At 74.8% G+C, this 10,921-nt stretch carries 11 protein-coding genes; 4 read left to right on the top strand and 7 right to left on the bottom strand.

From position 1 onward, the window contains the following. Positions 1–398: 398 nt before the first annotated feature. From GD632_RS06680 to GD632_RS06690, 3 genes are read left to right on the top strand one after another with little or no spacing between them, the layout of a single operon-like run. A complete protein-coding gene (locus tag GD632_RS06680; protein WP_152190182.1) occupies positions 399–1,286 on the top strand; it encodes an Ltp family lipoprotein in 888 nt (295 codons plus the stop codon). Positions 1,287–1,342: 56 nt separating this feature from the next. After that, positions 1,343–1,873, top strand: coding sequence for a UDP-N-acetylmuramate dehydrogenase (locus tag GD632_RS06685; RefSeq protein ID WP_152190184.1), 531 nt, complete (start codon positions 1,343–1,345; stop codon positions 1,871–1,873). A gap of 9 nt (positions 1,874–1,882) precedes the next feature. After that, positions 1,883–2,191, top strand: coding sequence for a hypothetical protein (locus tag GD632_RS06690; protein ID WP_152190187.1), 309 nt, complete (start codon positions 1,883–1,885; stop codon positions 2,189–2,191). A gap of 37 nt (positions 2,192–2,228) precedes the next feature. On the opposite strand, the gene GD632_RS06695 is transcribed toward GD632_RS06690, so the two are convergent. The 7 genes from GD632_RS06695 to GD632_RS06725 all read right to left on the bottom strand — a co-directional run bounded on the left by GD632_RS06695 (position 2,229) and on the right by GD632_RS06725 (position 9,134). Next, positions 2,229–2,885: a hypothetical protein gene (locus GD632_RS06695; protein WP_152190189.1), complete on the bottom strand. Its 657-nt coding sequence runs from the start codon at positions 2,883–2,885 to the stop codon at positions 2,229–2,231. Positions 2,886–2,986: 101 nt separating this feature from the next. Continuing rightward, on the bottom strand, positions 2,987–4,375 hold the full coding sequence (locus GD632_RS06700) for an MFS transporter (RefSeq protein ID WP_226924687.1): 1,389 nt from the start codon (positions 4,373–4,375) through the stop codon (positions 2,987–2,989). A 44-nt stretch (positions 4,376–4,419) separates the two neighbouring features. Continuing rightward, positions 4,420–5,436: a DUF3253 domain-containing protein gene (locus GD632_RS06705; RefSeq protein ID WP_152190191.1), complete on the bottom strand. Its 1,017-nt coding sequence runs from the start codon at positions 5,434–5,436 to the stop codon at positions 4,420–4,422. 10 nt (positions 5,437–5,446) lie between these two features. Then, the gene (locus GD632_RS06710; protein WP_152190193.1) at positions 5,447–6,766 is read right to left on the bottom strand and encodes a PIG-L family deacetylase; all 1,320 of its coding nucleotides are present in this window, start codon (positions 6,764–6,766) and stop codon (positions 5,447–5,449) included. Continuing rightward, the gene (locus GD632_RS06715; protein ID WP_226924688.1) at positions 6,757–7,806 is read right to left on the bottom strand and encodes an acyl-CoA dehydrogenase; all 1,050 of its coding nucleotides are present in this window, start codon (positions 7,804–7,806) and stop codon (positions 6,757–6,759) included. Before GD632_RS06715 ends, GD632_RS06710 begins: the two co-directional genes overlap by 10 nt. Positions 7,807–7,881: 75 nt before the next feature. After that, entirely contained in the window at positions 7,882–8,259 is a 378-nt protein-coding gene (locus tag GD632_RS06720; RefSeq protein ID WP_152190196.1) for a GntR family transcriptional regulator, read from the bottom strand. Further along, positions 8,256–9,134: a hypothetical protein gene (locus tag GD632_RS06725; RefSeq protein ID WP_152190198.1), complete on the bottom strand. Its 879-nt coding sequence runs from the start codon at positions 9,132–9,134 to the stop codon at positions 8,256–8,258. Before GD632_RS06725 ends, GD632_RS06720 begins: the two co-directional genes overlap by 4 nt. Before the next feature lie 241 nt (positions 9,135–9,375). Between GD632_RS06725 and GD632_RS06730 the strand changes: the two genes are divergently transcribed. Continuing rightward, on the top strand, positions 9,376–10,920 hold the full coding sequence (locus GD632_RS06730) for an ABC transporter substrate-binding protein (protein WP_152190200.1): 1,545 nt from the start codon (positions 9,376–9,378) through the stop codon (positions 10,918–10,920). Position 10,921 lies beyond the last annotated feature (1 nt).

Here is a 10,921-nt window from a genome sequence, read left to right on the forward strand (position 1 = left end):
GTGAAGAACTCCCTGGCCGGTGGCGACGCGGACTTCTCGGTGCGCTTCGGCCGGGAGGGCGACGAGGTGCTCGTCGGCGACTGGAACGGCGACGGCCGCGACACCCTCGGCGTGCGCCGCACCCCGTCGGAGACGGCCGAGCCGAACGGCTGACCCCTGCTGATCGGCTGACTCAGGAGCGGGGCCCCGCACCACCACGCGTGGTGCGGGGCCCTGTGCCATGTCCGCCACCATCTCAGCTGCTGTTCGTCAGACGTCGCGGAGGAAGGCGAGTAGCGTGCAAGCGCTGGGGGCACCACCGCAGGTGCCGCAGGGGGACGACGAGGCGCCGCACCAGCCGGGACGCCGCAGGCACGCGCGCGACGTCCTGGCGCCGCGGCAGCACAGACGGAGCCCCCATGTCCGATCACGAACCCCCGCAGTACGCCCCACCGTGGAAGGACGGCTCACCGACCGGCCCGCCCCCTGCCGGGGGCGGCGCGCCGGAGCACCCGCGCTCCTGGTACCGCAAGAAGCGCTATCTCATCCCGGCCGGGATCGTCGCCCTCCTCATCGCCATCGGCGCCGTTGGCGGGGCCGACGAGCCCCCTCCGCCGACGGCCGCGGAACCTACCGCGCGCGTGGAGAGCAGCCGGACCGCGGAGGACGCGGCGGCCGAGGCCGAGGACCGCAAGGCCGAGGAGGCCGCGGCGGAGGAGGCCGAGAAGGCCGAGCGGATCGCGGCGGAGGAGGCGGCGCAGGTTGCCGCGGAGGAAGCCGAACGGCGGGAGGCGGAGCAGGCGGCGGCCGCGGAGGCCGAGCGCATCGCCGCCGAGGAGGCCGCGCGGGTCGCCGCCGAGGAGGCCGCGGCGGCGGGGACGGTGTCGCAGCAGAATGCGAAGCGCTCCGCCGAGAACTACCTGAACTACACGGCGTTCTCCCGTTCGGGGCTCATCGACCAGCTCGAGTACGAGGGCTTCTCGACCGAGGACGCGACGTGGGCGGTCGAGCGCATCACGGTGAGCTGGAAGGAGCAGGCGCAACGGTCCGCCGAGAACTACCTCGAGTTCACCGCGTTCTCCCGCACCGGACTCATCGGCCAGCTGGAGTACGAGGGCTTCTCGACCGAGCATGCGACCTGGGCCGTCGACAACATCACCGTCGACTGGAACGAGCAGGCGGCGAAGTCCGCGGAGAACTACCTCGAGTACTCGGCGTTCTTCCGCTCCGGACTGGTCGACCAGCTCATCTATGAGGGCTTCACGAACGAGCAGGCGCAGTACGGGGTGAGCCGGACGGGTCTGTAGGTCGTGGTCCGGCGACGGCGCTTGCGGAGGCGCTCCGGGCGGCGTGTCATGGAGGCATGTCCGTCATCCCGCCGTTCACCTCCTCGAGCCCCGGCATCAGGGTCAACGCGTCCGCCTGCGAGCTGGACGACCTCGCGCCCTGCGGGGGCGTGGACGTCACGGTGGCCGGCGACGTGCGCTGGGCCGAGCTCGTCGAGCGCGCGGTGACCTCCGGGTGGCCGGGCATCGAGCGGCTCGGTGCCCAGCCCGGCTCGGTCGCGGACGTCGTGCGCGAGAACTCCGAGGTGGACGGCCAGACCCCGGCGCAGACCATCGCCTCGGTCCGCGCCTGGGACGCGGGTGAGGAGCGGACACGGACCTTCGCGTACGTCGAGTGCGCGTTCGGACCGGGCAGCTCACGGTTCCAGGAGCAGCTGCCCGACGGCGAGCACCGCTACGAGATCCGCGAGGTCTCCTTCCTCTTCGAGACCGGCACCAGGACCGCGCCCATCCGCGACGCCGAGCTCGCCGCCGTGCTCGGCATCGAGCCGGGGGAGCGGGTGCCGCTCACCGAGTACGCCGCCCGCCGCGCCCAGCACGAGAGCTGAGGGAGCGCCGTGGGACGGGGACCAGCCAGGCCGACGACGGCGTCCGTCGTCGCCACCGACGAGACGACCGACCTCGACGGCGCGCGCTCGCCCGCCGGTGAGGTCCACGCCTGGGTCCGGGGCACCAACCAGACCGTGTGCGGGCTGGCCCTGAGCAGGGAGCGCCTGCTGCGGTTCTCGCACGTCCCGTGGGCCGAGGTCCAGCCCGCCACGGGCACGCACGCCGACGCCGTCACCGCGCTGTGCCCGAGGTGCGCCGCCGGCATGGGTGCGCGTCGTGGCGAGAAGCGGTGGAAGCGCGTCGACCCGCGCCCGTGACCGACGTCGGCGGTGCCGTGACCGCCGGTGGCGTCTCCTAGTCCGGCAGCAGGTCCTTGGCGAGGACGAGGATCAGGCTGATGACAAGCAGGCCGGTCTGCATGTGACGGGTCCAGTCGGTCCGCCTGTCGAAGGCGCTGAGGGCGAGCCGCGCCGCTTCGAGCTCGGCGTGCACCTGCTGGCTGGCCTTGACGAGCTCTCGCCGGGTGTCGTCGGTCGCCGCGATGAGGTCGGCCGGGTCCTGAGACTCGAGGACGCGCTCGTGCCGCTCCATGAGCTCGGTGGTCGAGCGCGCGCCGGCGGCCTCGTCGACGTGCAGCGGTCCGGACGCGGTGAGGGCCGCCTGCAGCTGTCGCTGGCAGGCCATCTCGAAGTACCGGCGCGTCCGGTACCCCGCGTCCTCCAGCGCCAGCCGGAACAGGGCTGGGCCGAGCATGTCGACGAACCCGAAGAGCGTGCGTGCGGCGCTCTCCTGCGTGAGGGAGTCCGAGAGCGCGGTCCGGATGCTCGCCGACCTCTCCTCGAGCCCGTCGACGTCGCTCTGCAGCGTCTCCCGCTGCTTCTCGCGCGCGGCGAGCACGACGTTCGCGATCACGGTCGTCGCGATCGCCACCGCCGCGACGGCGACGGCGATCCACGTCGCCACCCCGGGCGCACCGGTGCTCGATGCGGAGACCGTCAGCAATGGCTCCACGGGACAAGGGTCCTGCGGCGCGCGGGCCGCGGTCAACGGTCCGCTGTCGAGAAGGTCGAGGTCTTCAGCAACCCGGAGGAGGCTGCGGGCACGGCTGACGCTCAGGGCACGGCGCGCCGGGTGACCGCTCGGCGGCCGCCGGGCAGGAGCAGCCCGGAGACGGCCGATCCCAACAGCAGCAGCCCCGCGCACCACCACATGGCCCGCGCGTAGCCGGGACCGAAGGTGTCGGACGTCAGCGATCCCTCCGCGCCGAGCCCGACGACGGCGGGCAGCGCGGCGACAGCGAGCAGACCCGCGGCACGGGCGACGGCGTTGTTGACCCCGCTCGCCACGCCGACGTGCGCCGCGGGCGCGGCCGCGAGCACCGTTGCCGTCAGCGGCGTGACGAGCAGCGTGATCCCCACCCCGAACACGACGACACCGGGCAGGACGTCGGTGAGGTAGGAGGCGTCCTCGGGGACGCCGACGAGCAGGATGGCACCGACCGCGGCGACCGCCGGCCCGAGGGACATGAGCGGCCACGGGCCGGTGCGTCCGAGCAACGTCCCCACCCGGGGTGAGAAGACGAGGAGGAGGACGGTGAACGGGATCGTCGCGGCACCGGCCGCGAGCGGGCTGTACCCGGCGACCACCTGGAGGTGGAGGACGAGGAAGAACATCACCGCGCCGAGCGCCGCGTAGATGAGGAAGGTCGCGGCGTTCGCCACCGTGAAGGTCCGGTCGGAGAAGACCCCGAGCGGCAGCATCGGGTGAGGCGTGCGCGCCTCGACGACGACGAAGGCCACCGCGGCGGCCGCCCCCACCGCCGCCGGCACCCACCCGCCCTGGATGAGGGCGACGGTGACGCCGCCGAGGGCGATGACGCCCAGCGCTGCCCCGGGCACGTCGAAGCGCCCCTGCCGCTCCGCCGTCCGCGACTCCGGCACCCGCAGCGCCGCGACGACGATGACGACGGCGGCGACCGGCACGTTGATGAAGAAGACCCACCGCCACGAGAGCGTCTCGACGAGCCAGCCCCCGAGCAGCGGCCCGACGGCGCCGGCGACACCCGACCACGCCGACCAGTACCCAATCGCGCGGGCGCGGTCCTCCTCGGCGATGAGGGACTGGATGAGCGCGAGGCTGCCGGGCGTGAGCAGGGCCGCGCCGATGCCCTGGAGCCCGCGGGCGACGATGAGCTGCTCGATGTCCTGCGCGAGGCCGCAGGCCACCGAGGCGAGCCCGAACCACGCGATCCCGACGACGAAGACCCGCCGCCGGCCCAGCCGGTCGCCGAGCGAGCCGCCGACGAGGATGAGGGAGGCCAGCGCGAGCATGTAGGCGTTGACGACCCACTGGAGGTCCGCGAGCGTCGCGTCGAGGTCGAGCGCGATGGGGCGCAGCGCGACGTTGACGACCGTGCCGTCGAGGAAGGCGATCGCCGACGCGAGCGTCGCGGCGATCACCACCCAGCGGCCGCGCGCCGACCGGAGCGGAAGCGTCTCCACCGTCACATCATGGGCCGGGCCGGCGGTGAGCACGAGCCCGTCGTTCAGGCGCTCATCTCCGCCGGGGGCAGTCCGACCCGCACCGGCCCCACCGCGGTGCGGGCGTCGACGGGCACGCCCTTCTGGGTCACGACGAGGAGCCCCTCGTCGGCCAGCGCCGATGCCACCGCACGCGCCACCGGCGTCAGCTCCCGCCGGCGCCCCGGGTCGACCGCGCCGGCCGCCTCGGAGGGGCACAGCGTCTTGCCCGGCCCGCGCTCCTCGGCGAGCCGCAGCAGCTCGGCGCGGAGCGCGTCCTGCAGCTCGGAGGCGGCCCCGAAGGTGGCGACGGCGTCGTCCAGACGCCGCAGGAAGCCGGCGAAGCCGCGGCCGGCACGGCCCTGGCGCCGGGAGGAGGTGACGACCCGGGTGCGGTCGGTGCTCGTCCACGGCGCCTCCGCGACGTCCCGGACGGCGTGCGCGAGGTGGACGTCCTCGCCGTCGTCGACCGCGGGGAAGCCGCCGGCGTCGTCGTACGCGGTGAGCCGCACCCCGAGGTTCGCGCCGTGGATGCCGAGGTGCCCCTCGGTGAGGTGGTGCTGGGCGTGCCAGAGCGCGGCGGACTCCGAACCGTCGTCGCGGGGCTCGACGGTCCCGAGCACGAGGTCCAGCCCGCGGTCGGCGAAGGTGCGCTGCTCGGTGAGCCAGGCGCCGGGCACGCGCGAGTCCGCGTCGGTGCACGCCAGCCACAGGGCCGCGGGGGCGACGTCGGCCAGGGCGTCGTGGGCGCGACCGGCGGCGACCCCGTCGCCGCGCGCGCCGCCGAGGCTCGCGGCGTGGCTCTCGACCGTCACCCAGTGGACCCTCGGGGACGCGCGGACGACGCCGGCGACCTCCTCGGCGGTGCGGTCCGTGCACCGGTGGAGGACGACGGCCACGACGACGGGCAGGTCCACCCGGTCCGCCGCCGTCGCGACGCTCCGCAGGCAGGCGCCGATCTCGGCCTCCTCGTCGCGCGCGGGCACGACGACGAGGACGCCCGCGAGCGTGGGACGGTCGGCGGTCATGTCGCGGGGCAGCACGACGGCATCCTCACACGCACCACGTCGTGAGGACGACGTCGTCCTCCACGAGGTGGCCGTGCCGGCGCAGCCCCGCCGCAGTCAGCACGTCCTCCAGCAGGGCGTGGACACCGTCACCGACCAGCGGCCAGCCGACGATCTCGTGGCGCCAGTGGCAGGCGAGCACGGTCCCTCCCGGCGAGCCGGTGACCAGACCGGCGGCCCGCACCGCGAGGTCCCGCAGCCGCGCCGGGGAGAGGAAGTAGCCCACCTCGGAGATGACCGCGAGGTCGACGTCGCCGGTGAGGTGCTCCTCGAGCAGCGCCCAGTCCTCCGGCAGGGAGGCGTGCACCGTGCGGAGCCGCTCGGAGCCACGCACGCGGGCGAGCGCGGCGCGCGACTCGTCGACCGCGACGACCGTCCCGCACCGGGTGAGCAGGTCCTCGGCCAGGGCGCCGACGGAGCAGCCGATCTCCACGCCCAGGGCGTACCGCTCCTGCGGGAGCAGCGCGAGGGTGAGCGCGCGCTTGCGGCGCTCGTACCAGCTGGTGCGGACCTCCCACGGGTCGGCCTGCTCGGCGTGGAGCGGCTCGAAGGGGCTGCCCTCGCCCGGTTCGGCGATGAGCAGCGTCTCCCACGGCCGGGCGAAGTGGGCGAGGACCGCGGCGGGCAGCAGCACCTCGTCCCCGGGCTGGTCGGAGAGCGGCGTGACCTGGGAGTGGTGGGCGGCGACGGCGCGCCCCTTGCGCTCGCGTGCCTCGGGACCGAGGTCGATGCGGCGTGCCGCGTCCCACGGCAGGGCGCCGGGCCCCTGCCAGTGCCACAGCCAGATCGGGTACTCGAGCACCCGGGTGTCCGTGCGCCACGCGGCTGCCGCTGCCGCGCGGCCGGCGGCGTCGTGGTCGGGGTGCCCGTCGTGCCGGTAGGGGGCGAGGAGCACGCTCTCCCCGGGCCGGACGAGGCGGACCAGCGCCGCGGTGAGCTCGTCCTGCGCACCCGTCAGCCCGCCGTCGGGCAGGCCGAGGAGGTGGAGCCGAGCGTGCGGGGCGAGGAGGCCGACGGCGTGCTCGGACTCCCGCCGCCGGATCCGGGCGAGATCGGTCGGGGTGTGGGTGGGGGAGTCGGGGTGGGAGGCGTTGCCGTCGGTCGCGACGACGACGTCGACGGCGACGTCGGTCGGCAGGCCGGCGAGGAGCCCGCCGAGACCGAGCGTCTCGTCGTCGGGATGGGCGGCGACGACGACGAGGTGCCCGGTCCCCGCGAGGTCGAACGGGACGGTGTCCTGCCACCGCGGGTCCGCGGGCCAGCGGGCCTCGTCGGTGACCGGGTCGCCGAAGGGGGTCAGCTCCACGTCACCGGCATCCCGTCGACGACGGCCTGGCCGACCATGGCAGCGTCCCGCTCCGCCTTGTGCTGGCGCAGGTAGAGCTGGAGGTCGGCGACGCGGGCGGCGTGCTCCTCCTCGCCGGCCAGCGGCCCGGGCCCGAGGGCGTGGGCGGCCAGGGTGAGCACCGCCTCGCAGGCGTCGTGGACGACGTGCCGGACCCGGACGCACCGGGCCCAGGCGTGCTCACCTCGGACGCGCCCGGCGTCGACGGCGGTGGCGGCCTCGGTGAGCACGGCGGCCGCGGCGGCCAGGCGCGCGTCGACCTGGCCGAGCAGGGACAGGCCGATCTGGTCGGGCTCCCGCTCGAGCGCGGCCCGCCGGATCCGACGGGCGAGGCCCATCGCCCCGCCGAGCCAGCAGGCGGCCACCCCGAGGCCGCCCCAGGCGAACCCGGGGCGCGCGAGGTACCAGCCCGGCCCACCCACCGGCACGGCCGGCACCTCGGCGAAGCGCAGCCCGGTCGAGCGGACCGCGGACAGGCCGCGGGCCACCCACGGCTCGTCGACGAGCGCGACGCCCGGGTGGGAGAGGTCGACGGCGACGAGGGTGCGCCGCTCGTCGTCGACCCAGGCGGTGACGAGCGCGGAGCCGACGTGCTCGGCGAGCGAGCACCACGGCTTGCGGCCGGTGAGGAGGAGCGTCCCGTCGTCCGCCGCGCGCGCCTCGAGCCGGGTGCCCGGGCCCTCCGCCGCGTAGACGCCCCACGTGCCGGAGGGTGCCGGCACGGGGTGTCCGGCCTCGGCGGCCTGGGCGAGGATGGCGACGGCGTCCAGGTGCGGCTCCAAGGCGCGGGCGACGGTGAGGTCGATGGCCGCGAGCTCGGCCAGGCCGCGCCACAGGGCCGCGGTCCGTCCGGCCCCCGGGAGCGGGAGCGCCCTGGTGGCGCGGTCGGCGAGCGCCAGGGCAGCGGCGGGATCGCCCGCGGCAGAGCGTGCGTCGTCGAGGAGCTGGGCGAGCCGAGGGTCGTCAGGGGCCTGGGGATCCCAGGTGTCGAGGCCGATCACCTGCACATCCTGCCGTCTCCGCCGTGGATGCACGTTCTCAGGGCCGCACACGACCCGATGGCCCCGGGCGCGGCGTCAGTCAGTCAGGTGCGGCCTCAGCGCGAACGCGATCTCGTCGTCGGTGAACCCGAGGGAGCGGGCGCGAGCGACGAAGTCACCCGCCATGCCGGTGAGGAGCCGACGCCGGTCGGCGGCCGCCGTCGGTCCCGTGGCCGCTGCCACGCGGGTGCCTCCGCCGCGTCGGGTGACGAGCAGCCCCTCCTGCTCGAGCTCCCGGTAGGTCCGCGCCACCGTGCCCACGGCCACCCCGAGGTCCCCGGCGAGCTGACGCAGCGGCGGGAGGCGATCGCCGGGAGCGAGCCGACCCGCCGCGAGGAGATCAGCCAGCTGACGCCGGAGCTGCTCGTACGGGGGCGTCCGGTCGTCCGGGTCGAGGGTGAGGACGAGGTTCACCGCAGCTCCGTCGCCCGCGTGCGGGCGGCCGCGGGACGTCCGGCCGGGACGGCGACTCGCGCGAGGAACCAGATGAGCAGCGCCAGCGCAGCCGGGACGGTCGCCACGAGCAGCCAGCCGACCGGGTCCATCCACGCCGCCTGGCAGTCCATCCGCAGCAGCGCCGTACCGGCGAAGAAGGCGATGCCCGCGTGGCTGGCCGCGACGGCCGCGCCCGCCGCCGCCAGGACCCGCGCGACGGAGCGGCGGCGCAGGACGTCCTCACCGACGTCGTCGGCCGCGAAACCGCGGGGTCTGCGCACGACGGCGGTCATCGCGACCACGGCCGCGAGCCCGGTCATCACGAGCACCACGGTGAGCGGCCCCGAGTAGAAGCTGCCCGGGTAGGGCCCGGCCCCGCTCGCGGTGCTCCCGCACTGCGCGGCGATCTGACGGCCGGCGCGCCCCATGTCGTCGGGGGAGGCGGTCGCGGTGGTGAGGGCGAGGGTGGCGAGGTGGACCGCTGTCATCACGCCGACGGCGGTGGCCAGGGTGCGCGGCAGGAAGTCGGGCACCCGCCGGGGAGCGAGCGAAGCACTGCGGACGCCGGCCGGGCGCCGTGGCCGCACGACGGTCTCGGCGAGCCCCACCCCGCCGACCATGAACAGCCCGAGGATCGCGGGGACGAGCATGGTGCCCCGGCCGAGGTCGAGACGGGCGTTGACGAACCAGGCCGTCACCCCGCCGACGGCGAGGGCGGCGCCCCACGTCAGGCGCACCCAACGCCACTCGTGGTGGGCGTCGACGGCCCCGCGGGCCCGGGAGTGCGCGGCGAGCGCGATCACCGTGAGCAGCAGCGGTCCGACGAGGAGGGCGAGCAGGGGAGGGAGGGCCACGGGGACTCCAGATACTTGTGTCACATGAATGTGACAAGAACCTTCGCGCCCGTCGGCCCGTTGTGTCAAGTGTGTGGCACAAGGCGCGGCCCGGAGCGGCCGAGGCAAACTCCTTCCGTGCCAGCTCACGTTGTGGAAGAACTTGACGCGCACGCCCAGGCGCGGGACAGTGGCGACTGGCCCCGGGGGAGCTCGGGGGAGCATGCGAGCGGCGTCGACGCCGTCTGACGGGGAGGTCAGCATGAGGGACATTCACAGGTCATCGGTCCGCGCGGCGGCAGGGCTCGCGGCGGCGGCGCTCGTCCTTGCCGGCTGCTCCGGCGGCGGCGACGACGGCGGGTCGGACGGCGACGGCGGGGGCGACACCCTCGTCGTCGGCGTCACCTCCGACCCGGACACGCTCTTCCCCTGGAAGGCCACGCAGTTCCAGGCCATCGACGTCCTCACCAACCTCTACGGCACGCTCACCGAGCTCGACGCCGACCTCGAGGTCGTGCCCGGCCTCGCCGAGGAGTGGGAGGTCTCCGAGGACGGCCTCACGATGACCTTCACCCTGCGCCAGGGCGTGACCTTCCACGACGGCTCCGACCTCGACGCCGGTGACGTCGTCCACTCCCTCGAGTCGGTCATGGCCGAGGAGACCGCCGCCGTCGCCGCCGCGACCCTCGGGTCGGTCGAGTCCGTCGAGGCACCCAACCCCTCCACCGTGGTCCTCAGCCTGTCCGCCCCGGACTCCTCGATCCTCGCCGGCCTGGCGAGCGTCAACCTCGCGATCCTCTCCTCGGAGGACACCGAGCAGGACCTCACCACCGCCGCCAATGGCACCGGCCCCTTCGAGCTCGGGGACCGCACCCCGAATCAGTCCCTCACCGTGACGTCCTTCGGCGACTACTGGGGCGGGGCGCCGGAGCTCGAGGCCGTCGAGTTCCGCGTCATCCCCGACGAGACGTCGATCGTCTCGGCGCTGCAGTCCGGCAACGTCCACCTCGCCGTCTTCGACGACCCGCTCGTCGCCCAGAGCGCGGAGAGCGGCAACGTCGAGATCGCCGAGACGCCGCAGCTCGCCTACCACGCGCTCCAGCTCAACGGCCGGCAGGCGCCGCTCGACGACGTCAACGTCCGTCTCGCCATCCAGTGCTCCATCGACCGCCAGGAGGTCCTCGACACCGCGGCGCAGGGCGCCGGCGAGGTCGTCGGCCCGATCACCTCCCCGGCCTACCTGTCCGACCCGGCCGCCCGGCCGTGCCCCGAGCGGGACTACGACCAGGCCCGTGAGTACCTCGCCGAGGCCGGCTACGAGGACGGTCTCGAGCTCGACGTCATGGTCTCCCAGGGCGAGTACGCCACCTCGGTCAACGAGGCGCAGAACATCCAGGCCCAGCTCGCCGAGGCCGGCATCACCGTCAACCTCGAGGTCCTCGAGATCGGCGCGTACGTCGACCGGTGGGTGGCCGCGGACTTCACCGCCGCCGTCGCCCTCAACGGCGGGCGGCCCGACCCGGAGGGGATGTACGGGCGCTACTTCCCCTCGACGGGCAACCTCAACCAGGTGGCCGGGTACAGCTCCGACACCCTCGACGAGCTCTTCGCCCAGGGCCGGGAGACCGCCGACCCGGAGGAGCGGCGCGCGATCTACGACGAGGTCTCCCAGGAGCTCGAGGACAACGCCGTGTGGATCTGGCTCTTCAGCTCCTACAGCTTCACCGCCACGCAGGCCGACGTCGAGGGCTTCGTCCCGATGGCCAACGGGTCGCTGCAGAGCCTGCGCGAGACGACCCTGGGCTGAC

The sequence above is a fragment of the Georgenia satyanarayanai genome (assembly GCF_009193135.1).
GTDB lineage: Bacteria > Actinomycetota > Actinomycetes > Actinomycetales > Actinomycetaceae > Oceanitalea > Oceanitalea satyanarayanai.

Bases quoted from the DNA above. Each gene is read 5' to 3' on its own strand.
- GD632_RS06730 (WP_152190200.1), top strand. From the start codon at position 9,376: ATGAGGGACATTCACAGGTCATCGGTCCGCGCGGCGGCAGGGCTCGCG.
- GD632_RS06685 (WP_152190184.1), top strand. From the start codon at position 1,343: ATGTCCGTCATCCCGCCGTTCACCTCCTCGAGCCCCGGCATCAGGGTC.
- GD632_RS06680 (WP_152190182.1), top strand. From the start codon at position 399: ATGTCCGATCACGAACCCCCGCAGTACGCCCCACCGTGGAAGGACGGC.